The following is a 24,344-nucleotide window of genomic DNA, read 5'->3' as shown; positions in this document are numbered from 1 at the left end:
GGTGCGGGCCGGACTAGGACGCCTGGGCGAGGACCGGGCGGATTGCCGCGGGGATGCGGATCTGATCGGCGCGGGTGAACAGGTGCACGTGGTCGAGGCTCGCACCGAGCTGGGAGATGGTGGGCAGGGTGCTGGCCGCACGCACGCGGACCCGCAGGTTCTGGTCCCCCACCGAGTAGGTGGCCAGGCGGTCGGCACCGAGCAGTTCCTGGCGCTCGAGTACGCCGGGCAGACTCAGCGCGCCGGTGTCGGAAGCCACGTTCTCGGCGCGCGACGGGGAGCCGAGGCCTGGTGTCAGGTCTTCGGGCCGGATGCCCAGCAGCAGCTCCTCGGGCAGGTCGTGTCCGAAGCGGGCAAACAGGTGGGCGGCGGGGATGCGCTGGTCACCGATCAGCAGGGCATCGCCGTCCCGACGCGCCTCGATCACGCTCATCGGCGGAGCGCCGATAAAGCGGGCCACATGCGCGTTCTCGGGCAGGGCGTAGAGGTTTTCGGGGGCGCTGATCTGGTCCACGAAGCCCTCGCGCATGACGATGACCTTATCGGCCATGGTCATCGCCTCGACCTGATCGTGGGTCACATACAGCACCGTGAGGCCCAGACGCTGCTGGAGCTCGCGGATCTCGGTGCGCATGTCGGCACGCAGGCGGGCGTCGAGGTTGGAGAGCGGCTCATCCATCAGGATCAGGCGCGAGCCGCCCACCAGCGCCCGGCCGAGGGCCACGCGCTGACGCTGACCTCCGGAGAGCTGACCGGGGCGACGGTCCAGGTAGGGCTCCAGCTGAAGCTGACGGGCGGCCTCGAGCAGGCGCTCATTGCGCTCGGCCTTACCCACGCGGCGCACCTTGAGGCCGAAGATGATGTTCTCGGCGACGCTGAGGTGCGGGAACAGGGCGTAGTTCTGGAAGACCATGCCCAGGCCGCGCTCGGAGCTGGGGACGTTGCTGACATCGCGGCCGCCGATCAGCAGCTCACCGCTGTCGGCACGGTCGAGGCCCGCGACAATGCGCAGGGTCGTGGACTTGCCACAGCCGCTGGGGCCGAGGATCGCGGCGAACTCACCGTCGGCGACCGTGAACCCAACATCGTGCAGCACCGTGTGGCGGTCACCGCGGGTACCGGTGAACGATTTGCTGAGCGAGCGGAGAAGTACTTCGGGCACGGGTGTCCTCATCTGGTGTGACTGGTTCGGGAGGGGCGAACGGGGGATCGCCTTCGCAAAACAGAGTGACACGGGACTAAGACCCGGCCCGGGTACGGTTCCCATCCGCACGATGAACGTCGAATGAAGCCCCGGGGTCGGGGTTCGGCGCTGCCGAACAGGCGGGTGGGCTGGCCGCACACGCACCCCGGGCACTCAGCCAATTCCCGGGCGAATGGCCAAAGATATGCGCCCCAAACGGGGGTAGTCTCCGCGCGGACGCCACGGTACCCGGGTGACTGGACGCGGGAGCCTCGCCCGGGCGACCGGACAGGGGGACCTCCGCGCGAACAGCACAACGCCCGGGTGACCGAACCGACGCTGGATGCGTCGGCCGGGCCACCCGGGCGCCGGCGGGGACACCGGTCCCCCGCGAAACCTACTGTCCGGAGACGGTGTAGTGCTGCAGGTACATGAAGATCGACTTCAGGCCCGAACCCACGTTCAGCACGTGCAGCTGGCCACCGGTCGGTCCGAGGTCCACGGCGGTGATGCCCTGCACCTCGTCCTTGGGCTCCACGTCCTGCTTGAACTGCCAGTTGACGGCACCGGTCACGGTGTTGATCGAGTAGACCGACTTGTCACCGGAAATGTCCACCGACGCGTACAGCTCGCCGTTGTACATGGTGGCGCCCTGGATCCGGCTCAACGGACGCGAGAGCTTGACGGTGTGATCCACGGCCAGGGTAGCGCCGGGGGCGGCGGTCAGCAGGTCGTTCAGGCGGTAGGCGATCAGGCGATCGGTGCCCTCCTCGGCGCGCTGGGTCCACGGAGCGACCCAGACCAGGCCTGCCGCGGCGTCCACGGCCACCCACGGCACACCGCCGGGCAGCGAGTCCAGCGGCAGCTTCACATAGCGGCCAGTGTAGTTGAGGTTGTTTGCGTCATACAGGGCCAGCAGCGGGTTCTGGTAGCCGTTCTTACCATCCTCAAGCGGGGCTACCACCAGGCCGTCGTGGTAGGCGATGTCACCGATGTGGTTGGACTTGAAGGTGTTCGACAGGTCCGCCGGGATCGCGAAGTTGTTCTCGGCAACCTCGTGGTCATCGCTGATGCGGGTCTTGACCATGCTCATCAGGCCCGAGTAGTAGAAGTAGGTGCCGTCGTTGGCGATCCCCTGACCGCGTTCGAGGGCGTTGAAGCCGGTCCAGCGCTCATACTTGGCGGTGCGGGTCCAGGTCGCTGCGTAGGCGGCCTGCGGAACGGTGGTGAGTCCGATCGTGGCTGCGGCAACGATCGCAATGACTGCACGCAGTCGAGTTTTCTGCACGGTGTTCTCCAAAGAGTGTGTGGGTGGACGCCCGTCGCGCCCTGCACCCAGGAGACCAGTTCGGGGCACGTATCCGGCAGTCCCGATCGGTGAATTGCCGGACGCGTGGACATGAACGACCGCTGCACATCCGATGTGCTCACAGTCGACGGGTGCCAACTGGTGAGTGTTTACACCGAAGTTGCGCCGCGGGGGTTGGTCCTGCCAAACACCTGTTTGGCAGCGGACGACCCGTTTACCCCGCGTCCATCCACACCCGTCACACTGGGCGCACCAAGCAGCACCATGCATCCCCCTCCCCGGAGAAAGGCCCACGATGACCACACTCGTCCACTCCACGCCCGTGCGCGTCGATGTCCTGGATGTCGGCCAGGGTTCCTGCGCGATCATTCGTACCGGGGACGGGGTTACCGTGATCGACGGGGGTGCTCGGCGCGAATATGCGGTGCGCACCGATCCGGTCACCTGGCTGCGCGAGAACGGCATCACCCGAATCGACGACCTGATCCTCACCCACCTGCACCGCGATCACGTGCAGGGCCTGGTTGCGCTCGCCAAGGCCGTCCCGGTGTTGCGCGCCCACCTCCCGTACCCGGAGATTCCCGAACCTGCGATGAGCGATGTCTGGCGGGAGAGTTTCCGCCCCGACGCCCACGTGGATTCCCCGGACGGGCAGATTCAGTCCCTGCGGGAATTCGCCGAGCTGACCAGAATTCTGCGCGCCGGTGGCACCACCCTGCGGCCCTTCTCCCCCGCCTCCGATCCCACCGTATGGACCACATCGGGACCGGACGGCTTTTCCCTGGAACGCGTGTATCCGGTGGCCGGCGATACCGTGACCACCCCGGGCCTGGTCGCGGCGCTCGCCGAGATCTCCCCCGAACGAGCACAGACCATCGAGGGAACCGCGGCCACCACGGCCCTGATCCATGAAATCTCGGAGCAGGCAAACGCCGAATCGGGCGTGTTTATCCTGCACCGGGTGGGTACCACAGCGCATGCCCCGACCTCCGCCAACCATCCGGGTGGCGCCCTCATCTTCGCCGGGGACCACGCGGGTGAGGGATCACACTGGGAGGCGATCCACGCGCGAGATAGCGCGGGTCTCCTGCGCGACGCACTCTGGATCCTCCCCCACCACGGTGGCGATGATGGGCCCTCCCCCGAGTGGTTGGCCAAGCGTGAACCGCGCGCCCTCCTCGCCTCGGCGAACACCGATCACGCGCTCCTGAACGCCGAATACTGGGCACGCCTGCGCGCGGTCACCGGCGTGGCCGTGCGCGGGACCCACGACACGAGCCCCGTGCTCATCGAGAACACGGGGCCCGGAATCACGCTGCGCTTTGGCTAGCTAGAAGACGATTACGCTGCGCGCAACCACGCCCTTTTTCAGCTCGGCATAGCCCTCGTTGATGTCCTCGAGGGCGATGGTCTGCGAGACCAGGTCATCGAGGTTGAACCGGCCCTGGGTGTAGAAATCGGCGAACATCGGCACGTCGTGCTTGAAGTTGGTGGATCCCATGACCACACCGCGCAGGCCCTTCTGCATCGGCAGCATCGAGGTGATCGGGTCAATCTCCAAAATGGTGCCGGGCTTTTGCATCCCGATCAGGTAGGCGGTGCCACCCACGGCCAGGATGTCGTAGGCCTGCATCGCGGTGGCCTTGAGCCCGATGACCTCAAACGAGTGCTTCACTCCGCGGCCACCGGTCAGAGCCTTGACCTGCTCCACCACGTCCCCATCGGCGGTGTTCACCACGTGGGTCGCCCCAAAACGCTTGGCGAGTTCCAGCTTCGCGGGCTGGAGGTCGATGGCGATCACGCGGCGGGCACCGGCGATCGCCGCGCCCTGCACGGCCGAGAGTCCCACGCCGCCGCACCCGATCACGGCCACGGTGTCGCCCACACGAACGGCGGCGGAGTTGATCGCGGCACCGGCACCGGTCACCACGCCACAGCCAAGCAGCGCGGCCTTATCGAAGGGAATGTCCTCATTGACCGTGACCAGGTTGTTTTCGTGCACCAAAACCTGCTCGGCGAATCCGCCGATGTCCATAAACCCGAAAACGGGCTGTCCGTCCAGGCTGTAGCGGGGCTCCTGATCGGGGGTGCGCTGCACAAAGGTCGGGTTGAAGCACTCATAGGAGCGCCCCGCGCGGCAGGCCTCGCAGGTGCCGCAGTGACCCACCAGGCAGGCCACGACGTGGTCACCCACGGCAAACTCGGTCACATCGGGGCCGATCTTGGCCACGATCCCGGAGATCTCGTGACCAAGCAGGCCGGGCAGCGGGTAACCGAAATCGTTTTCGGCCACGTGCAGGTCGCTGTGGCACAGGCCACTGGCCTTGACCTGCACGGTAACCTCGCGTCCGATCGGCTCGGCGATATCCACATCACGGATGACAAACGGCTGGCCTACGGCCTCGATGATGGCGGCTTTCATGGGGTAATCCTCACTTTCGGGTCGACCTTGACCCGGGGCTGTGACGGCAGGGATCTGCCAACGGTGGGTGACCGTCGAGTTAATTAAGCAACAGATGTTGCATAAATACAAGACGGGACACGCCGTGATCTTGCCCTAGTTCCACCAGTCCGGATACATCGCGTGTACACCGGCCACAAATTCGGCGCGGGTAATCGTCGACCCCTGCGCCGTCCAGGCATCCACCGCACCGGTGAACCCGTAGGCCAGATACCGCGCAGCCAGACTCGGGGGCACCGCGGGCCGCCGGTCGGGATCGGTTTCGAGCATCAGCTTCTCGCAGGACTCGGTGAAGTGATCGATGAGGACATACCGCGCGGCCCCGCTGGTTGGCTCGGCAAAGGCTCGTCGGTAGACGGCGGCAAACCGCTCCACATGATCGGCGACCTGCTCAACCGATTCGTCGATCAACCCGAGCCTGGTGGCATCAAACCGCTCGGTCCGGCGGCGCCAATCATCGGCGCGAATCCGGTCAAGGTCCTCGCGCAATACGCTGGCCAGTAGATCCGTGGGCGAATCCGCATGGCGATAAAACGTGGCGCGGTTGATCCCCGCGGCATCGGTCACCTGGGCCACCGTCAACGCCGCCACCGACTCGGTTTCGGCCAGGCGCAGGATCGCCGCCTCGAGCGCGGCGCGGGTTGCGCGAATGCGTGCGTCTACCATCGGGAGCCCTTCATCCAGCACCCCGGCGGGGTGAGCTGCTGCTTGAAGCCTAGCCCGTCGCCGCGAGCCCGGGCAGAAGAATGCGCCGGGGACCGTGTGGTCCCCGGCGCATCGGGTTGTGGCGAATTAGTCGCGGGGGTTCTGCGTGTCATCGGAGGGGAACTCCGACACCGCACCATCCGCCGCCGCACCGCTCACGGTGCTTCCCGCCTCGGTGGTGATCCCGTCTCCGGCCACCAGGGTGACCCCGGCATCGGCCGGGCTCTGCGCCATGATGTCAATCGCGCTGGTCGCGACCGGAACCTGGGGCAGCCCACGCCGGCGACGCAGGAAGCGTGCACCCATCCGCGGCAGCGAGCCCTCCTCATTGGGTTTATCCACCTCGAGGCCGTAGTGATCACCGATCTGGTTCACAAAGGCCGAGCGTCGCGCCTTATCGTAGAGGCGATTCTCGCGCCTGAACGCGATCGCGGTGGACCAACAGATACCCAGCATGATCACGCTGAAGGGCAGCGCGATGATGATCGCCGCGGTTTTCAGCGCCTCCAGTCCTCCGGTCAGCAGCAGGGCGATGGCCAGCAGCGAGGAGGCGCAGGCGAAGAACACCCGAATCCAGCGCTTGGGTTCGGCCTGGCCGCCGGTCGCGATCATTCCCATCACCAGGGCACCGGAGTCGGCGGAGGTGACAAAGAAGATCGCGATCAGGATGATGGCACCGATGGTGAGCACCGAACCGCCGGGCAGGTTGTTCAGCATCTGGAAGAGCGCGCCCTCCACATCCACGGTGTTGCCCGGGCCAATCAGCCCGCCGCCCCCGTGCAGGGCCTGGAAGATCGCGGTACCACCGAGCACGCTGAACCACAGGAACGTGATCAGCGTGGGAACCAGGATCACACCGGTAATGAACTCACGGACGGTACGACCACGCGAAATCCGCGCGATAAAGATGCCCACAAAGGGTGCCCAGGAGATCCACCAGCCCCAGTAGAACGTGGTCCACGACGCCTGCCAGGCCTCACCATCGGCCCCGGCAAATGCCGAGACATTGAAGGAGAGCCCGATGAAGTTCTGCAGGTAGTTACCGATGGACTGCACAAAATCGCGCAGCAGGAACTGGGTCGGCCCGACGATCAGGATAAACAGCACCAGGACGGCGGCCAGGATCAGGTTGGTGTTGGAGAGCCACTTCATCCCCTTGGACACACCCGAAAGCACCGAGAAGAGCACGGCACCGGTGATGACCACGATGATAATGACGTTGCTGAAGTCGGTGGATTTAAACAGACCCGCGTGCTCGAGGCCCGCGCCAATCTGCAACACACCAAAGCCCAGCGAGGTGGCCACACCAAACATGGTTCCCACCAGGGCGACCACATCGATCAGGTTGCCCCAGCCACCGCGGACGTTGCGTCCCAGCAGCGGCTCAAGCGCCCAGCGAATCGAGATGGGCCGACCGCGACGGTGAATCGCGTAGGCCAGAGCCAATCCGATCACCACATAGATGGCCCAGGCATGCACACCCCAGTGCAGGTAGGTCTGCGAGAGTGCCTGCTGGGCGATCTGTGCCTCGGTGCCGGAAACCCCGGGACGCGGATTGGCGAAGTGACTCAGCGGCTCACTGACCCCGTAGAACACCAGACCGATTCCCATGCCCGCCGCGAACAGCAGGGAGAACCAGGATCCCAGGGAGAACTCGGGCTCGTCGTCGTCCTTACCCAGCTTGATGTCACCGAACTTCCCGAAGCCCATCCAGAGACAGAAGGCCACAAAGAAGGCGGCGATGAGGACGTAGTACCAGTTGAAGTTCTTGACGATCGTGGATTGAATCGAGGCGAACGTGGACTCGGCCACATCCGGCGCGATCATCGCGAACGCCACAAAAACAATGACAATAATCGCTGCGGGCCAGAAGACCCAGCGACTAAACGGCGGAGATTTCTCGACGGTAGTCATGCGCACTAGCGTAACGAATCGCCGTACAATCGGCCGTTATTTCCCAAACCCGGGCGCTGCGGATGACGCATTTGTGGGGATTCGGACCGTCCACCGGGTGGAAATTGGCATGTTTTTGCCGCCAGATTGGCTCGGTTGGACCTTCTAAGATGAGGGCATGTCTTTCGAAACCGCCCCGCGTCCCGCGATCACCCTGACCATTGCCGGATCCGAAGCCACCGGCGGTGCCGGTGCGCAGGCCGACCTCAAGACCTTCCAGGAACTCGGCGTCTACGGCATCACCGCGCTGACCTGCATCGTGTCCTTCGACCCCAAGGACAACTGGAACCACCGCTTCGTGCCGGTGGATGCCGGCGTGATCGCCGACCAGCTTGAGGCCATCCAGACCTGCTACGCCGGGTCCCTCGACACCGTCAAGATTGGCATGCTCGGCAGCCCCACCACCATCTCCACCGTGCGTTCGGCCCTGCAGAACCAGGACTGGAAGAACGTGGTGCTGGACCCGGTACTGATCTGCAAGGGGCAGGAGCCCGGCCACGCGCTGGACACTGACCAGGCTCTCAAGGCCGAGATCCTGCCGCTGGCCACCTTCGTGACCCCCAACCACTTCGAGGCGGAGTCCCTCTCGGGTATCACCATCAACTCGGTTGAGGACCTGACCGAGGCCGCCCGGATCATTCATGAGATCTCCGGTGCCGCGGTCCTCGCCAAGGGTGGCGTGCGCATCGCCGGCCCCGACGCCGTGGACGTCTACTATGACGGCACCGTCACCGAGATTCTCAGCGCCCCCAAGGTGGGCGAGGTCGCCGTCTCGGGTGCCGGCTGCTCGCTGGCCGCCGCGATCACCGCCGAGCTGGCCAAGGGCGCGACCCCGCTCGAGGCCGCCCGCACCGCCAAGGCGTTTGTAACCGCCGGGATCGCCGCCCGGGTGTCCTCGAACGCCCCGTTTGACGCGCTGTGGCAGGGTGGCGCGCGCGCCGCGGTGTCTGCCTAGTCTTCAGACCGAAGCCATCAAGAATTGTCGGGTCCCACCCTCCGTCTCTGTCGGGAGGATGGGACCCGGTCGCCGTTTGCGCTTCGGCGATGCGCGGTTACGCCGGCACCCGGGCGGGCAGAACCCGCGGGTGCGCACCGGCGATGCGCTCCAGCACACGCATCACCTGACAGCTGTAACCGAACTCGTTGTCATACCAGACGTACAGGATGAGGTTTGTATCGCGGGAGATCGTGGCCAAACCATCCACGATGCCCGCGCGGTGTGAGCCCACCAGATCACTGGAAACCAGCTCCGGCTCGGCCACAAAATCAATCTGCTGGCGCAGGGTTGAGGCGGCGGCGACCTGGAACAGGCGCTCGTTGACCTCGTCTCGGGTGGCCGGACGCTCAAGCTCCAGGTTCAGGATCGCCAGCGACACGTTGGGGGTGGGCACCCGGATCGCGCTGCCGGTCAGCTTCCCGGTCAGCTCGGGCAGGGCCTTGGCCACCGCGGTGGCCGCGCCGGTCTCGGTGAGCACCATGTTCAGGGCTGCCGAGCGTCCGCGACGATCCCCGGTGTGGAAATTGTCGATCAGGTTCTGATCGTTGGTGAAGGAGTGCACGGTCTCCACGTGTCCGTGGCGCACCCCGTAGGCATCGTTGATGACCTTGAGTACCGGGGTGATCGCGTTGGTGGTGCAGGAGGCGGCGGAGAGGATCCGATCCTCGGGCGCAATCGCCGCGTCGTTCACTCCAAAAACGATGTTTTTAATGTCGCCTCGGCCCGGGGCTGTGAGCAGAACCCGCTCGGCACCCGGCGCCACCAGGTGACGTTCAAGCCCCTGAGCATCGCGGAACCGACCGGTGTTATCCACGATGATCGCATCGGTGATTCCATACTCGGTGTAGTCAATCGACTCGGGCTCGGCGGCATAGATGACCCGGATCAGGGTGCCGTTGGCGAGGATGCTTGTGCCCTCGGGATCCACGGTCACCGTGCCAGGGAAATCCCCGTGAACCGAGTCGTGGCGCAGCAGGCTGGCGCGCTTATTCAGGTCGCCCGGGCCCCCGGGGCGCACCACGATGGCCCGCAGCCGGAGCCCGTGGCCGCCGCCCGCATGGGTGATCAGCAGGCGGGCAAGGATGCGACCGATCCGCCCAAATCCGTAGAGCACGACATCACGAGGTTCAATCCCCTCGGGCGCTTCCGCGTCCACCTCGCTCGGGATGCCCACCGGCAGATCCAGGCTTTCGCGCAGGTGCCGCACCGGATCTTCTCCCCCGGCACCGCGCCAGCCGGCGCTCAGGGCCGTGAGATCCAGCGACACCGGACCCGGGGCAATCTCGGCCAGGGCGTCCAGAATCAGCTCCAGATCCGCAAGCTCTCGATCGACTCCGGCGAGATCGTCGGGGTGGGTTGCGGTGCGGGTCAGGGTGCCGAGCACGTCGATCGAGGCGAGCCCAATCAGTCGGCGACCGCCGAGGGAGGTCACGACTCCGTGGTCGCGATAGAGGGAACCCACCCGGGAAACGATGCGATCGGCGGCGGCCTCCTGGGCCAACCAGCGGCGACGATGTTCACGGATGTCGATGTCCACGCTTCTCCTCTTCTCCGAGCCACCCTGGGTGTGGGAGCTCCACGCTCTGGCCGGTAAGGCCATGACCCGAGACTAGGGGAACGCCCCGAGGGGGCGCAGGAGTTTTTCGACTTATTGCGCGTCAAGAAACGCGATTCTTAAACCGAGGTTAAATCTGTTTCCGCTCACCCCTCCGCGTATTCGATCCGGCTGGGCCCGGCACCGCTCGCGTGCACGGTGAGCCTGGCGGGAATCCGCTCCTGCATGGCCGGGACGTGACTGATGACGCCGACGGTGCGACCGCCCGCCCGCAGACCGTCCAGCGTGGCCATCGCGGTGTCCAGGGTCTCCGCATCCAGGGATCCAAATCCCTCATCGATAAACAGCGTGTCCAGCGTGATGCCGCCCGCCCGCTGGGTCACCACCTCGGCCAGTCCCAGCGCAAGCGCCAGGGAGGCCAGGAAGGATTCCCCGCCCGACAGCGACTGGGTTGCCCGCGGGACTCCCGTGAATCCGTCAAAGATATTCAGGCCAAGGCCCGACTGGCCCCGTCCATGCTGCACGGTATCGTCATGTTCGAGGTGGAACCGTCCGCCACTCATCTCGGCCAGTCGCAGGTTTGCCGCCCGCACGATCTCCTCCAGCTCGGCGGCGAGGACAAAGCTTTCCAGCCTCATGCGACGGGCGTTATTCTCCCCGCCGCGGAGCACCGTGGCCAGGGCGCGCAGCCGCTCGAAAGTGGTGAGCTCCTCGGCGATGTCGGCCTGAGCGTCGGCCAGCGAGGTGAGGAGGGTGTCCAGGTCCCGGTGCCGGCTGCGCTGATCGTGATGGGCGCTCGCGGCGGTGTCACGGTCCAGGCCGGCGCGGTGCTCGGCCTCGCGTGCCTCACCCGGGTCCACCGGCTCGGCCGGCAGATCCACGAGGTCGGGGGCATCGATCCGGCCGGACACCGCGGCCAGGGCGGCATCATGGGCCGTGATGCGGGCGCGGATCTGCTCGCGGTCCGCGCGACGGGCGGCCGCCCACTCCTCCTCGCAGGAGAACCCGTTGGCCGCGAGCGCCAGGTCTCGCTCGTCCCGGGCGGTCTCCACTGCCGCCTCCAGCCGGACCCGGTCGCCCATGATTCGGGCACGATCGCGGGCCAGGTCTCGCGCGCGCGTCACCGACTCGATGGCCGCGGGAAGATCCGGGTAGCCGACGTGGGCGAGAGCCAGGCGTCGAGACAGATCCTCCGCCGCCTGATGCGCGCTCACCCGCGCCGATACGGCTGCCGCCAGGGTGTCCCGGGCCTCCGTGATCACCGCATCAACCCGATTCTGCTCGGCTTCCAGGGCCTGAATCTCGGTCTCCCGCGCGGGTAGATCCCGGGCCGCCTGCTCGGCCTCGGACCGGGTGCGGGTCGCCGCGGCAAGATCGGCGACCAGCGCGTGCCGCGCGGCCTCAAGATCCTCGGGCACGTCGACCGTGCCAAAGGCACGGGCACTCAGCGCCGAACGGTTCTGCGCCAGTTCCCCCAGGGTTGAGGTCGCGGCGGCGAGCGCGCGGGCGGCCTCGGCGACCCGCGCCTCGGCGGCGGTCACGTCCTCCTCCCCCACGGCATCCGCGGATGCCTCGGCCGGATGCGGATGGGTGGTGCTTCCGCAGACGGCGCAGGGTTCCCCGGGTTCCAGCCCGGCCGCCAGCTCCCCGGCGAAACCGGCCAGGCGACGCCGGAGCACCGCACGCTGATGCGCGGCCGCCTCCTGCTGGGCCGCCTCGGCCGATGCTGCATCCTCGCGGGCGGATGCGAGGGTCGGGCCGAGGGCGATCAGGGCGCTCAGCGCCTCGGCCCGTGCGCTCAGAGACTGGGTCTCCGCCCGCAGCGAGTCCAGGCGTGCGGCTCGCGCCGCGGTCTCGTTTCGGGCCTCGCGCGCCCGGGCAAGGTCGGCGGGCAGTGCCGCTCCCCGCTCCTGGGCGCGGGTCAGCGCACTCGCCGCGGCCCCCTCCTCTTCCGTTCGGGTGGCAACCCGAGCGTGGAGGGTGGGGAGCTCGCGGGCGGCCCGAGCCTCGGCTTCCAGCCGGCCCAGGTGACGGGTGCGGCGCTCGGCGATCGCGGTCAGGGCATCTTCGGGGGTTGCGGGATCGGCCACGAGTATGAGGTCTGCGGATTCCGCCTTCGCGTTGTCGGAGTCCTCGGTTTTCGCGGCCTCCGCCGCGCGGATCAGCGCGGTGTGGGTGTCCTCGATCGCCGCGCGGGCATCCCGAGCCGTAGTCAGACGATGCACCAGGGGCTCAACCTGCGCCGCCCGATCGGCGGCCTCCAGGGTTACCCGCTCGCCATCGATCTCGGGGGAACGCTCCCCCAGCGCGGCAAACTCGGCGCGCGCGGCCGTCAGCCGGCGTTGCCGGTCGGCCAACGCCTCGCGCTCTCGCAGCGCCTCCCGAGCCTCCTGCTGGCGGGCATCGGCCACACCCAGCGCAATCTCGGTGCGGGCAACCTCCGCCGCCGATACCTCGCGTGCCCGCGCAAACCAGTCGGCGTCGGGAACCGCGGGCATCGGGGCCAGCGTGGCGGATTCGTCGGGAAGCACCGCCTCGACCCGCGCAGCCAGCGCCTCGGCGGCCGCCTTGCGGGTGGAAAGCTCACCCTCGGCCGCCCGCATGCGCTCAAAGATGTCCCGTTCATAGTGTTCAAAACGGGCGGTTCCAAACAGCGTCCGCAGCAGTTCCAGTCGCTCGGAACTCTGGGCACGGAGAAACTCGCCAAACCGGTTCTGGGCAAGCAGGATCACTTGCAGGAACTGTTCGCGCCGCAGTTTCACAATCTCGGCCAGCTCCTTACCCACCTCGCGCGGCTGAGAAAACAGTACCTCCCAGCCGTCGGGCCGGAAAATCGCCAGCTCCGCCGTGGGCTTTTGCATGGTGGTCCCGGTTCCGCGGGATTTAGGTCGCTCATACCCCGGCGAGCGCCGCACCCGATACCGCTCACCCCCGGTGCTAAACTCCAGCTCCACCAGCGTGGGATCCCCGGGGCCACAGTGGTCGCTGCGCAACCGGCCCGGCGTACCGTCATAGCGCGGGGCACCGTCATAGAGCGCAAAACAGATCGCATCCAGGATGCTGGATTTCCCGGCCCCCGTCTTGCCCGCAATCAGAAATAGCCCCTCGGCGGCAAAGGCGTCAAAGTTCACCTCCTGGGGTTCCAGGAACGGCCCAAACCCCGCGATGTTCAGACGATGAATCCTCATGCCGCACTCTCCTGCACTCTCGTTTTCATCGGGTCACTCATGGCGCTCTCGGCGCTGTTCTGCACGGATCAGATCGGCGATCAGCGCCCGCTCCTCGACGTCCGGCCCCACCCCCTCACGCACGAGTTCCAGGAACCCGGCAATGATCTCATCATCCCCACGCTCGCGCACCCGGGTCGCATAGCTCGTGGAGGCATCCACGGCGACGGTGTCCGGCGCATGCTCCAGGGTCAACGCATAGGGGAATCTCTCCTGTAGCCTGCGCATCGGATCCAGCGGACGCACCGGATCCGCGAGGATCGCTGCGACCCAGTGCTCGCGCAGCGCCTCATGGGCGGGCTCGGCCAGGATCTCCTCGAGGGTGCCACGCAGCACCGAGAGCGGGCGCGGAATCGGGAGGTCCACCCATCGCACCTCGGAGAGACCGGCGCCGTCCAGATCCACGATCCACCCACCCCGGGGCTTATTCACCTCGGAGAAGGAATAGTGCAGTGGGGCCCCGCTATAGCGGATGTGCTCGCGCAGGGTGGCTCGGCCGTGAATATGACCCAGGGCGGCATAGTCCACCCCGTCAAACACATCCAGCGGGACCGAGTCGATGCCGCCCGCGGTGATGTCGCGTTCCCCGTCTCCCCCGCTGGCCCCGGAGGCAAAGCAGTGGGCGGCAATCACCGTGCGGGCCGGCGGCCGGGTGGCGATATCCGCCCGGATGCGATCCATCGCAAACCGCATGGTTTTTTCCTGCCCGCGCAGATCGGCATCGGGATAGCGGTAGCGCAGCAGCGCGGGTTCCAGATAGGGAATGCCGTAGATCAGGACCGGTCCATACTCATCGGCCAGTTCGATCGGCACATCCAGCGTCTCGGGATCGGTGCATACATACACCCCGGCAGTCGCCGCAAACTCGGCCAGGAATCCCAGCCGCTGGGCCGAATCATGATTACCCGAGGTGAGCACAATGCGCACCCCGGTGCGGTGCAGGTCACGCAGGACATTCCCGAGCACCGTATAGGCGGCAGCCGAGGGGGTCCCGGTGTCAAAAATGTCTCCGGAGACCACCATCACATCGACCCGCTCCTCGGTCACGATCCGGGTAAACTCCCCCAACACGGCCTCCAGATTGGCCAGCGTGCTGGCCCCGTGGAAGCTGCGCCCGACGTGCCAGTCGGAGGTGTGCAGTAGTCTCATACCCTTACGATACCGAGCCCGACGCACCGCATGCCCGGCTCGCCACACCAAAAAGTTCACCCCCGCTTTACCCTTTTGCGGAATGAACCCATGGGCAACGCCGTTAGCTCTCTGTACGTTATCCCTGAATGTCCCCAGAGGAAGAGTCTTTTTGTCATCTGTTACCACCACACCCGTCTCCGACGAGGTCGCAACCACCCGACGCAATAATCGGGTCATCGGCTTGCTGATCGCCGCCGCGTTTGTGGTGATTCTGAACGAGACCATCATGAGCGTGGCACTGCCCTCACTCACCCATGATCTCGAAATCACCATTGCCGCAGCCCAGTGGCTCACCACCGGCTTCCTGCTCACCATGGCCGTGGTCATCCCGATTACCGGGTTCCTGCTGCAGCGTTTTAATACCCGCCCCATCTTCATCGCCGCGATGGGACTGTTCTCCCTGGGCACCCTGATCGCCGCGGTGGCACCCGGATTTGTGCTGCTTCTGCTGGGCCGCATCGTCCAGGCCAGCGGTACGGCCATCATGATGCCGCTGCTGATGACCACCCTGATGACCCTCGTCCCCGCCGAAAAACGCGGCCGGATGATGGGTTCGGTGTCCATCGTCATCTCGGTAGCCCCGGCCATCGGCCCCACCATTTCGGGCCTGATCCTGCACTCGCTGGGCTGGCGCTGGATGTTTGGTCTGGTGCTCCCGATCGCGATCATCATGCTGATCATCGGCATCCGCAGCATCTCCAACGTGACCGAACCGCGCGTGGTTCCGCTGGATGTGTTCAGCGTGATCCTCTCCGCCCTCGGTTTTGGTGGACTGATCTTCGGTATCAGCCGTATCTCCGAGGAGAGCACCGACGGTGGCGTCACGCTGATCGTCTCCCTGGTTGTGGGTGCCCTGAGTCTCGCAGCCTTCATCATTCGTCAGATCCTGCTGTCGCGTCGTGACCGTGCGCTGCTGGACCTGCGTACCTTCCAGTCGCCGACCTTCACCGCCGGCATCCTGATGATGGTGGTGGCCATGGCCGCGCTGTTTGGCACGATCATCCTGTTGCCGATCTACCTGACCAATGTGATGGGTCGCGACACCATCGAGATCGGGTTGTTCATGCTCCCCGGTGGTCTGGTCATGGGCCTGATGGCACCGTTTGTGGGGCGCCTGTTTGACCGGGTGGGTCCGCGTCCGCTGATGATCCCGGGCTCGATTATCGTCGCCGGTTCCCTGTGGTTCCTGGCCACCGTGGGCACCGCCGCCGGCAGCTCGATCTGGGTTCTGCTGGGCACCCACATCGTGATGAGCTTCGGCCTCGCGCTGCTGTTCACCCCGCTGTTCACGGTGAGCCTGGGCGCGGTTCGTCCCGCACTCTACTCCCACGCCAGTGCGATCGTGGGCACCGTGCAGCAGGTCGCCGGGGCCATCGGCACGGCCCTGTTCATCACCATCCTGTCGGTTCAGAGCCAGGCGCTGCTGGCCGGCGGTGCCACCGCGGGTGCGGCGGTCGCCGGCGGTGTATCCCAGGCGTTCCTGGTCGGTGCCTGCATCGCCACCGCCCTGATCCTGATTGCCCCCTTCATCGGCAAGCCCGCGGATATGCCCGAGGGTGGGGCCCCGATGGGACACTAGCCCCGTCACCGATCACACACACGCATCGCGTGGACATCCCAGATGTCCACGCGATGCGTGTTTTCGGATAGTTTCCGCGGGCACCAAGCGCACCCGGTCGGACTGAATAACGCGCGTTCCCGCGTTGTCTGCGAGACTTATCCTCTTCGTATTCATTCATCGCTTGGAAACATCTGTGAGTTCAACACCCCGTTCCACCCTCGGCCTGGCCGCTCAGGTGACCCGCCGCCGACCCATCGACGTCCCGCTCACGGATGGATCCCAGCCCGCCCTGCGCCGCAGCCTCGGACTCTGGCAGCTGACCATGATCAGCATCGGTGCCACCCTGGGAACGGGGGTCTTTGTGGTCCTGGGGACCGCCGTGCCCATGGCCGGGCCCGCCGTGTGGATCGCCTTCATCGTGGCGGGAATTACCGCGATGCTCTCCGCTTTGTCCTATGCCGAGATGGCCGGCAGCGTGCCGGTTTCCGGATCCAGCTACTCCTACGCCTACGCGACGCTGGGTGAGGGGCTCGCCTGGGTCTGTGGCTGGTGTCTGATTCTTGAATACGCGGTCTCGGTGGCCGCGGTGGCCGTCGGCGCGGGCGAATACGTGAACGACGCGCTGGGCGTGTTCGGGCTTGAACTTCCCCGCGAGCTGGTGGCCGGGCCCGATGCCGGTGGCATCGTCAACCTGCCCGCGGCCGCGCTGGTGTTGATCGCGATGTTCCTCCTCGTGCGCGGCACCAGCGAATCGATCACCGTCAACACCATCATGGTGATCCTCAAGATTGCCACCATGCTGCTGTTCATCGTGATCGCATTCACCGCATTCCAGGCCGGAAATCTCGAGCCGCTGGCCCCGATGGGGACCGCCGGGATCGCCGCCGCAGCCTCGCGCCTGTTTTTCTCCTATATTGGCTTTGATGCGGCCTCCACCGCGGGCGAGGAGGCGCTGAACCCGCGCCGGGATCTGCCCCGTGCGATCCTGCTCTCCCTCGGAATCGTCACCGTGATCTACATCCTGGTGGCAATCGCCGCCCTCGGTGCTCACCCGTGGACCGAGTTCACCGAGAATGGCCCGACGCTCGCGGCCATTCTGGATGAGATCACCCACACCCCGTGGATCACCCTGGTCATGGCCATCGGTGCGGTTATCGCCATCGCCAGTGTGGTTCTCACGGTACTTTATGGTCAGACGCGAATCCTGATGAGTATGTCCCGGGATGGCATGGTGCCCCGGGTGTTCCAGCGCATCTCCGCCAAGAGCCACACTCCGGTGGCCGGCACGCTGATCATCGGGATCGCGGTGGCGATCACCGCCGCGCTGATTCCGCTGGGTGAGCTCGCCGATGCCACCAGCATCGGGACGCTCTTCGCCTTTGCCCTGGTCAACCTCGCGGTGATCTATCTGCGTCGAGCCCGCCCCACCGCTCCGCGCGCCTTCAGGGTGCCGCTCTACCCGGTGATCCCCATCCTGGGGTTCCTGTGCTGTGTGGGGCTGATGGTGAGCCTGGGCAGCAACACCTGGATCGTGTTTGTGATCTGGATGATCATCGGCGTGATCTGGTATCTGGTGTACTCGCGCTCGCACTCGGTCGTGGGTGCACTGAGCGCCGATGAGTATGAGCAGGCGCACGTTGCCGGGCTGGCGCACGCCGAGCGCCTCGCCCGTGAGGACGATAATCCGGACGCAGAATCGGAGCGCGACCCCCGTTCCTAGAAGTTGCCCACAGCGTCAAATAGGCGCAACGTTCTCCACAATTTGAAACCCTAGACGGCGTCAAATCCGTGCCCCTGATGGACTGAGAAACCAACCAATCAGATCCAGGGAAGGCTCCGAACGGCGGCGTCACACGCGTCGACTCGCGCACACCAGACGCATCCGTGCACCGGTGCCTCCCCCCAGAAGCAGGGAGCACGCCATGAAACCCACACCCGCTGATCGCGGTCACCCCGGGGCACCGGCCTCGGAATCTGTGCCCACGGGGCCCCCGCAAGCGGTGCCGAGGGCGGGGGCGGCAGCACGTGTCGCCGGGATTCGAACGGATGCCGAGCTCACCGATCTCCCCGAGAGCGCGGTTCTCCACCGGTTGATCCGCGATGTGCGGTTTCGGGAGCGCTCGCGCTCCCCCGTGCGGTTCCCGCCGGCCGAGCCAGCCCCGCCGGGTCCGCTGCCGGTGGGTTTTGCGGGCGCTCAGGGATCGTCACTCCCGCGTATACCCACGGCCATTAGCTCACGGGCTGCGCATCCCGCGCGGGCCCGCCAGGGGACGGTTTTGGACGCGTACGAGGCCTCGCTCCCATCGCCCTGGGGAACCCTGACCGTGCTCGCCTCGGCCGCCGGGGTGGTGCGACTTACCTTCGCCGAGGCCGGCGGCACCAGCGGTGCGCTCGCTCACCTGGCGGCGGGTCTGCGTATCACGCCCGAGCGCTCGCGTGCCCACGTTGGACTAGCACTCGAACAACTACGCGAGTACATCGCGCATCAGCGGCGGCGTTTCGATCTCCCGATCGATCTCGGGCCGTTTGGGCTTTACCATCGCGAGGTACTCGGGTTTCTCCCCCGATTACGTTACGGCCACACGGTCAGCTACGGCGAGGTGGCCTCGGCAACCGGGCGCCCGCTGGCCATGCGCGCGGTCGGCGCCGCGTGTGCCCTCAACCCGGTGCCGATCATCTTTCCCTGCCATCGGGTTATCCACGCCGACGGGAGCCTGGGCGGCCATATTGCCGGGACCTGGGTCAAACATGCCCTCCTCACGCATGAGGGGGTGTTTGACGAATGAACGGACAAACGGCGAGGGGCCGCATGGTGTGCGAAACACACCATGCGGCCCCGGTAACCCGAACCGTAGCCCGACTCCTAGCTGGTGGGCTGAGTGGGAATCGCCCCGGTGGCGTCAAAGGCCAGCGGGTCCGAGGACTCCTCCAGCTCATGACCGCCCGAGAACTGGGACATGTACAGGTTGTAGTACGCGCCCTGCTGCTTGAGCAGCGACTCATGCGAGCCCTGCTCAACAATTCGGCCCGACTCCATAACCAGGATCGTGTTGGCATCACGAATCGTAGAGAGTCGATGCGCAATCACAAACGAGGTACGGTCGGTGCGCAGCGCGGCCATCGCCTGCTGGACCAACAGCTCGGTGCGGGTATCCACCGAGGAGGTGGCCTCATCCAGAATCAGCAGCGACGGGGACGCCAGGAATGCCCGTGCGATTGTGATCAGCTGCTTCTCGCCGGCCGAGACGTTGGAGCCGGCATCATCCAGGATGGTGTCATAGCCCTCTGGCAGCTGACGCACAAACCGGTCCACAAACGTGGCCTGAGCCGCGGCGATAACCTCCTCATCGGTGGCATCAAGGCGCCCATAGCGGATGTTGTCACGAATCGTGCCCTCGAAGAGCCAAGCATCCTGCAGCACCATGCCCACCTTCGAACGCAGCTCCTGGCGCGGCACCGTGGTAATGTCCGTGCCATCGAGCAGAATGCGTCCGCCCTGAAGCTCGTAGAAGCGCATGACGAGGTTCACCAGGGTGGATTTGCCCGCCCCGGTGGGACCCACAATGGCCACCGTGTGTCCGGGTTCTGCCTCGAAGGACAGGTCCTCGATCAGCGAGGTCTCCTCGTTGTAGGAGAAGGTCACGTGCTCAAACTCCACGTGCCCATCGGTGTGAGCGGGCAGGGCACCGGTGGTGTCATCCTCGCTCTGTTCCTCGGCGTCGAGCAGCTCAAAGGTCCGCTCGGCCGAGGCCACACCCGACTGCAGCATGTTTGCCATGCCGGCCAGCTGGCCGATCGGGCTGGTGAACTCACGCGAGTACTGGATGAATGCGGTGGCATCACCCAGGGTCATCGACCCGGTAGCCACACGCAGCCCACCCACAACCGCGATGCCCACATACGAGAGATACGACACAAACTGCATCGCCGGCATGATGATGCCGGAGATGAACTGCGCACCAAACGAAGCCTTAAACAGCCCCTGGTTACGCTCGTCAAAGCCCTCCAGCATGTCCTTCTGACGGCCGAACAGGGTTACCAGATCGTGGCCCGAGAACGACTCCTCGATGTGCCCATTCAGGACACCGGTGTTTTTCCACTGAGCGGCGAACAGCTTCTGCGAGCGCGAGCCAATCACTCCGGCCACAATCGCCGAAAGCGGCAGGGCAATCAGCGCGATCAGCGCGAGTTGCCAGGACACGATAAACATCATCACCACGATGCCGATAATCGTCAGCACGGCCTGAATCATCTGCGCAAACGCCTGTTGGAGGGCGTTTTGAATGTTATCCACGTCGTTGGTCACCCGCGAGAGCAGGTCTCCACGCTGGCGAGTATCAAAGTAGTTCAGCGGCAGACGGTTGAGCTTGGTTTCGATGTCCCGACGCAGGTTGTACACAACCTTCATCACCAGCTTGTTCAGGATGTAGCCCTGGGCCCACATGAAGAAGGAGGAAATGAGGTACATCGCCAACACGATAAAGATCAGACGGCTCAGGTTGATGAAGTCAATTCCCTGCCCGGGGGTGAAGTTGATCTTCTCGAGCATATCCGCGCGCGACTGATCACCCGAGGCGACCAGTCCGGCGATGACCTGCTCCTTGGTGGCCCCGGCGGGCATTCCCGCACCGATGGCCCCACCAAAGATCACGTCCATCGCCTGACCCAGAATCTTGGGGGCAATCACGCCCAGGACCACAGATACCACGACCATCGCGACAACGATGGATACGCCCACCCGCTCGGGTGCCAGCAGCCCCATCAGGCGCTTGGCCGAGGGCCAGAACGCCTTGGCCTTCTTGGGCGGTGCCCCGCCTCCAAACATGTCGTCGCTGGATCCCGCGGTCAGCTCGCGCTCGTCAAATTCCAGAACGGCTTCGGGGGTTTCAGATTCCAGGGAATCGTTTTTCTTGCGCGCCATGAGTTACGCCACCTCCGATGCGCTGAGCTGGGAATTCACAATTTCCAGATAGGTTTCATTGGATTTAAGCAGTTCCTCGTGGGTGCCTCGACCCACAATCTTGCCGTCATCCATGACCAGGATTTGATCCGCGTCGGTGATTGTGGACACGCGCTGAGCCACGATGATCACCGTGGCATCACGGATTTCCTCCTTGAGCGCCGCGCGAAGCTTGGAGTCCGTGGTCACATCCAGCGCAGAGAACGAGTCATCAAACAGGTAGACCTTGGGCTCTGCCACCAGGGTTCGGGCAATAGACAGACGCTGGCGCTGTCCACCGGAGACATTGGTACCTCCCTGGGAGATTGGACTATCCAGCCCGTGTTCCTTCTCCCGAACAAAGCCGGCACCCTGTGCCACCGTCAGAGCCTGCCAGAGCTTGTTATCGTCGGCATGCTGATCGCCGAAGCGCAGATTACTGCCCACGGTGCCCGAGAACAGGAAGGGACGCTGGGGAACCATTCCCACCCGATCGGAAAGCTGTGCGCGGGTGTAGTGCGAAACCGGAACTCCGTCCAGGAGAACCTCGCCCTCGCCCGCGTCGTAGAGGCGCGGGATCAGGTTCAGCAGGGTCGACTTACCGGATCCGGTCGAGCCGATAATGGCCGTGGTTTTCCCGGGCTCCGCGGTAAACGAGAGCCCTTCCAAAACCTGGTTCTCGGCACCCGGATAGCCGAAGCCGACGTTACGGAACTCCACCACACCGCGCGGGTTGGAAACCTCCACCGGCTCCTCGGGCTCGGCCATGGTCGGCTCCACATCGAGAACCTCACCGATTCGCTCGGCACACACTACGGCCCGCGGGATCATCATGACCATAAAGGTTCCCATCATGACCGCCGCCAGAATCTGCAGCAGGTACTGCAGGAATGCCGTCAGCGAGCCCACCTGCATGTCACCGGTGTCGACCCGGTGACCGCCAAACCACAGCACGGCGGCCGTGGCCAAGTGCAGGATCATTCCAATCAGCGGGAACATCAGCACAAAGATCGAGCCGACCTTCAGCGAAACCTTGGTCAGCGCATGGTTCGCATCGCCAAAGCGCTGGGTTTCAAAATCCTCACGCACAAAGGCCCGCACCACGCGGATGCCGATGATCTGCTCACGCAGAACGCCGTTGATACCGTCAATCTTGTCCTGCATCGACCGGAACAGCGGCATCAACAGGGTGACCAGGTAACCAACAACGGCAATCAGCAGGGGCACCGAGACCCACACCAGCCAGGACAGGCCCGCATCTTCGCGCAGGGCCATCACGATGCCACCCACACACATGATCGGGGTAGACACCATAAAGTTCAGGGTCATCAGCAGGAGCATCTGCACCTGCTGAACGTCATTGGTTCCGCGGGTAATCAGCGTCGGTGCACCAAAGCGGCCCAGCTCCTGAGCGCGGAAGTTAGAAACGCGACCGTAGACGCTGCGGCGCAGGTCGCGACCCACGGCCATTGCGGTTTTGGCACCAAAATAAACGCCGCCGATCGCGGCGGCGACCTGGACCAGGCACACCCACAGCATGGTGGCACCGGTGGCCCAGATGAAGTTAACGTCGCCCTTAGCCACGCCCTGATCGATAATTTGGGCGTTCAGGCTGGGCAGATAAAGAGCGGCAAGAGTCGCGATCAGTTGCAATATAACAACGGCCACGATCCACCGAACATACGGGCGCGAATATCGCAGTAAGAGCCGTAAGAGCATGAGATCCATCCTGGTATGGAGTGTAAACAAGAGAGCTTCTAGCGGACGCAACCCGCTGAGCACTCATGCTAACGCGGTTTAGTTCGATTTAGCGTCCATCATTTGGCTGATGTTCGCAGTCCGTGTCGCACGATACGCGGAACCTGCGACATCGCGACGGCCTCGGCACGGGCACCGTGATCGTTGGTGAGTGGGGCCAAATCCGTTACTGTGATCACATGCGTCTCGGTGTACTCGATGTTGGCTCAAATACCGTCCATCTTCTCGTGGTGGATGCTCACCCCGGCGCGGGTCCCATCCCGATGACCGATCACAAGTCGGTGCTGCGCCTGATGCGCTACATCGATGCCGAGGGACGCATCAGCGATGAGGGCGTGACCACCCTGATCGACGCGGTGAGCGCGGCGGCAAGGATCGCCGATGCGGCGGGGCTGGACGCCTTTTTGCCCATGGCCACATCCGCAATTCGCGAGGCTGTCAACGGCCCCGAGACACTCGAGCTGATTCGCGCCCACACCGGCGTGGAACTTCAGGTCCTCAGCGGGGAGGAGGAATCCCGGCTCACCTTCCTCGCGATTCGCCGCTGGTACGGGTGGTCGGCGGGAAACATCCTGGTCTTTGACATCGGCGGCGGCTCCCTGGAAATCTCGCAGGGGTCCGATGAGATGCCCGATGTGGCCGTCAGCCTGCCGCTCGGTGCCGGACGCACCACCGTTTCTCACCTACACGATGACCCACCCACGCTTGCTCAAACCGAGGAGCTGGCATCCCATGCACGCCGGATTCTCGGTGAGGCCCTCCCGTTGTTTTCCGAGCAGGGAGCACCCGATCACATTGTGGGCTCCTCCAAAACCATCCGTTCCCTCGCGAAGCTGGCCGGCAGTAGCGGCGACAATACCGAGGGGCGCACCCGACTCAGTCTCAAGCGACTCACCGATTGGGTCCCGCGCCTGGCGATGATCCCGGCCAGCGCAAGACACGCACTTCCCGGCATTACCGAGGACCGTGCCTTCCAAATTGCCGCCGGAGGAATCGTGCTGCGCGAGGCCATGGTCACCATGGGTGCGACCTCCCTCGAGGTCTCACCCTGGGCTCTGCGCGAGGGCGTCATCATGCGTTATCTGGACCAGCTGCACGGTGTGCAGTAGCCGCGAGCCACGCGGGCGATACCGGGGCCTGGGCGCCGTTGCCCTCCCCAGCGCCGAGGTCTAGGCTGAGCATATGGAGATCACCCGATCAAACGAGCATTCCCGCTACGAACTCCGCGAGGACGGCATGGTGCACGCCACACTCGCCTTCACCGAGCGTGAAGGTGTGACATTTCTCACTTACAGCTACACCGAACCCACCCAGCGTGGTCGCGGACTTGCCGCACAGCTGGTCGAGTTTGCGATTCAGGACATCTCCCAAGACCCGGCACGTCGGATCACCCCAACCTGCGGGTATGTGCGCGGGTGGTTCGCCGCTCACCCCGAGCACCAGGCCCTGCTGGCCAGCTAGCGGCAAACGCCTGCGGCCCACGGCGGCCGAAATCGGCCGCCACC

Annotated in this window: 17 protein-coding genes; 7 read left to right on the top strand and 10 right to left on the bottom strand. The window is 65.1% G+C overall.

All coding sequences use genetic code 11. The features are described 5' to 3' along the window. Positions 1-13: 13 nt before the first annotated feature. Together M2390_RS10455 and M2390_RS10450 are read right to left on the bottom strand one after the other, a co-directional pair. Positions 14-1,162 carry an ABC transporter ATP-binding protein gene (locus M2390_RS10455; protein WP_259178557.1) on the bottom strand — a complete coding sequence of 383 codons (1,149 nt, stop codon included), beginning with the start codon at positions 1,160-1,162 and terminating at the stop codon, positions 14-16. A gap of 418 nt (positions 1,163-1,580) precedes the next feature. Then, entirely contained in the window at positions 1,581-2,471 is an 891-nt protein-coding gene (locus M2390_RS10450) for a hypothetical protein (RefSeq protein WP_259178556.1), read from the bottom strand. Between the two features lie 316 nt (positions 2,472-2,787). Between M2390_RS10450 and M2390_RS10445 the strand changes: the two genes are divergently transcribed. Next, on the top strand, positions 2,788-3,822 hold the full coding sequence (locus M2390_RS10445) for a ComEC/Rec2 family competence protein (protein ID WP_259178554.1): 1,035 nt from the start codon (positions 2,788-2,790) through the stop codon (positions 3,820-3,822). Here M2390_RS10445 and M2390_RS10440 read toward each other — a convergent pair whose 3' ends face one another. The 3 genes from M2390_RS10440 to M2390_RS10430 all read right to left on the bottom strand — a co-directional run bounded on the left by M2390_RS10440 (position 3,823) and on the right by M2390_RS10430 (position 7,572). Continuing rightward, positions 3,823-4,914, bottom strand: a complete 1,092-nt coding sequence (locus tag M2390_RS10440) for a Zn-dependent alcohol dehydrogenase (protein ID WP_259178551.1) — start codon at positions 4,912-4,914, stop codon at positions 3,823-3,825. Positions 4,915-5,049: 135 nt separating this feature from the next. Next, complete coding sequence (locus M2390_RS10435; RefSeq protein WP_259178549.1) at positions 5,050-5,619, bottom strand: TetR/AcrR family transcriptional regulator; 570 nt, start codon at positions 5,617-5,619, stop codon at positions 5,050-5,052. Positions 5,620-5,745: 126 nt separating this feature from the next. Then, a complete protein-coding gene (locus M2390_RS10430) occupies positions 5,746-7,572 on the bottom strand; it encodes a BCCT family transporter (protein WP_259178548.1) in 1,827 nt (608 codons plus the stop codon). 157 nt (positions 7,573-7,729) lie between these two features. On the opposite strand from M2390_RS10430, the gene M2390_RS10425 reads away from it, so the two are divergent. Then, positions 7,730-8,566 (top strand): hydroxymethylpyrimidine/phosphomethylpyrimidine kinase, encoded by an 837-nt coding sequence (locus tag M2390_RS10425; RefSeq protein WP_259178546.1) that lies wholly within the window; start codon positions 7,730-7,732, stop codon positions 8,564-8,566. Between the two features lie 97 nt (positions 8,567-8,663). On the opposite strand, the gene M2390_RS10420 is transcribed toward M2390_RS10425, so the two are convergent. The 3 genes from M2390_RS10420 to M2390_RS10410 form a co-directional block, all read right to left on the bottom strand. Then, positions 8,664-10,145, bottom strand: coding sequence for a glyceraldehyde-3-phosphate dehydrogenase (locus M2390_RS10420; protein ID WP_259178545.1), 1,482 nt, complete (start codon positions 10,143-10,145; stop codon positions 8,664-8,666). Positions 10,146-10,309: 164 nt separating this feature from the next. Then, positions 10,310-13,351, bottom strand: a complete 3,042-nt coding sequence (locus tag M2390_RS10415) for an AAA family ATPase (RefSeq protein WP_259178543.1) — start codon at positions 13,349-13,351, stop codon at positions 10,310-10,312. 33 nt (positions 13,352-13,384) lie between these two features. Beyond that, positions 13,385-14,539, bottom strand: a complete 1,155-nt coding sequence (locus tag M2390_RS10410) for an exonuclease SbcCD subunit D (protein ID WP_259178542.1) — start codon at positions 14,537-14,539, stop codon at positions 13,385-13,387. Positions 14,540-14,621: 82 nt separating this feature from the next. On the opposite strand from M2390_RS10410, the gene M2390_RS10405 reads away from it, so the two are divergent. The 3 genes from M2390_RS10405 to M2390_RS10395 all read left to right on the top strand — a co-directional run bounded on the left by M2390_RS10405 (position 14,622) and on the right by M2390_RS10395 (position 18,928). Further along, positions 14,622-16,160, top strand: coding sequence for an MDR family MFS transporter (locus tag M2390_RS10405; RefSeq protein ID WP_396822931.1), 1,539 nt, complete (start codon positions 14,622-14,624; stop codon positions 16,158-16,160). 175 nt (positions 16,161-16,335) lie between these two features. Next, positions 16,336-17,862, top strand: a complete 1,527-nt coding sequence (locus M2390_RS10400) for an APC family permease (protein ID WP_259178539.1) — start codon at positions 16,336-16,338, stop codon at positions 17,860-17,862. Positions 17,863-18,418: 556 nt separating this feature from the next. Then, the gene (locus M2390_RS10395; RefSeq protein ID WP_259178537.1) at positions 18,419-18,928 is read left to right on the top strand and encodes a methylated-DNA--[protein]-cysteine S-methyltransferase; all 510 of its coding nucleotides are present in this window, start codon (positions 18,419-18,421) and stop codon (positions 18,926-18,928) included. 77 nt (positions 18,929-19,005) lie between these two features. On the opposite strand, the gene M2390_RS10390 is transcribed toward M2390_RS10395, so the two are convergent. Both M2390_RS10390 and M2390_RS10385 read right to left on the bottom strand, forming a co-directional pair. Then, positions 19,006-21,063: an ABC transporter ATP-binding protein gene (locus tag M2390_RS10390; RefSeq protein ID WP_310503980.1), complete on the bottom strand. Its 2,058-nt coding sequence runs from the start codon at positions 21,061-21,063 to the stop codon at positions 19,006-19,008. A 3-nt stretch (positions 21,064-21,066) separates the two neighbouring features. Further along, positions 21,067-22,800, bottom strand: coding sequence for an ABC transporter ATP-binding protein (locus M2390_RS10385; protein ID WP_259178536.1), 1,734 nt, complete (start codon positions 22,798-22,800; stop codon positions 21,067-21,069). A 218-nt stretch (positions 22,801-23,018) separates the two neighbouring features. Between M2390_RS10385 and M2390_RS10380 the strand changes: the two genes are divergently transcribed. Further along, positions 23,019-23,948: a Ppx/GppA family phosphatase gene (locus tag M2390_RS10380; RefSeq protein ID WP_259178535.1), complete on the top strand. Its 930-nt coding sequence runs from the start codon at positions 23,019-23,021 to the stop codon at positions 23,946-23,948. A 73-nt stretch (positions 23,949-24,021) separates the two neighbouring features. Then, positions 24,022-24,300 (top strand): GNAT family N-acetyltransferase, encoded by a 279-nt coding sequence (locus tag M2390_RS10375; protein WP_259178534.1) that lies wholly within the window; start codon positions 24,022-24,024, stop codon positions 24,298-24,300. The last annotated feature ends 44 nt before the right edge of the window (positions 24,301-24,344 follow it).

Origin of the sequence: Mycetocola sp. BIGb0189 (assembly GCF_024810155.1) — a bacterium.
GTDB lineage: Bacteria > Actinomycetota > Actinomycetes > Actinomycetales > Microbacteriaceae > Mycetocola > Mycetocola lacteus.
The sequence above is the reverse complement of the archived record's forward strand: the minus strand, read 5'-3'. Positions and strand labels throughout refer to the sequence as shown.

Bases quoted from the DNA above. Each gene is read 5' to 3' on its own strand.
- M2390_RS10445 (WP_259178554.1), top strand. From the start codon at position 2,788: ATGACCACACTCGTCCACTCCACGCCCGTGCGCGTCGATGTCCTGGAT.
- M2390_RS10440 (WP_259178551.1), bottom strand. From the start codon at position 4,914: ATGAAAGCCGCCATCATCGAGGCCGTAGGCCAGCCGTTTGTCATCCGT.
- M2390_RS10435 (WP_259178549.1), bottom strand. From the start codon at position 5,619: ATGGTAGACGCACGCATTCGCGCAACCCGCGCCGCGCTCGAGGCGGCG.
- M2390_RS10430 (WP_259178548.1), bottom strand. From the start codon at position 7,572: ATGACTACCGTCGAGAAATCTCCGCCGTTTAGTCGCTGGGTCTTCTGG.
- M2390_RS10425 (WP_259178546.1), top strand. From the start codon at position 7,730: ATGTCTTTCGAAACCGCCCCGCGTCCCGCGATCACCCTGACCATTGCC.
- M2390_RS10415 (WP_259178543.1), bottom strand. From the start codon at position 13,351: ATGAGGATTCATCGTCTGAACATCGCGGGGTTTGGGCCGTTCCTGGAA.
- M2390_RS10410 (WP_259178542.1), bottom strand. From the start codon at position 14,539: ATGAGACTACTGCACACCTCCGACTGGCACGTCGGGCGCAGCTTCCAC.
- M2390_RS10405 (WP_396822931.1), top strand. From the start codon at position 14,622: ATGAACCCATGGGCAACGCCGTTAGCTCTCTGTACGTTATCCCTGAAT.
- M2390_RS10390 (WP_310503980.1), bottom strand. From the start codon at position 21,063: ATGGCGCGCAAGAAAAACGATTCCCTGGAATCTGAAACCCCCGAAGCC.
- M2390_RS10385 (WP_259178536.1), bottom strand. From the start codon at position 22,800: ATGCTCTTACGGCTCTTACTGCGATATTCGCGCCCGTATGTTCGGTGG.
- M2390_RS10380 (WP_259178535.1), top strand. From the start codon at position 23,019: ATGCGTCTCGGTGTACTCGATGTTGGCTCAAATACCGTCCATCTTCTC.
- M2390_RS10375 (WP_259178534.1), top strand. From the start codon at position 24,022: ATGGAGATCACCCGATCAAACGAGCATTCCCGCTACGAACTCCGCGAG.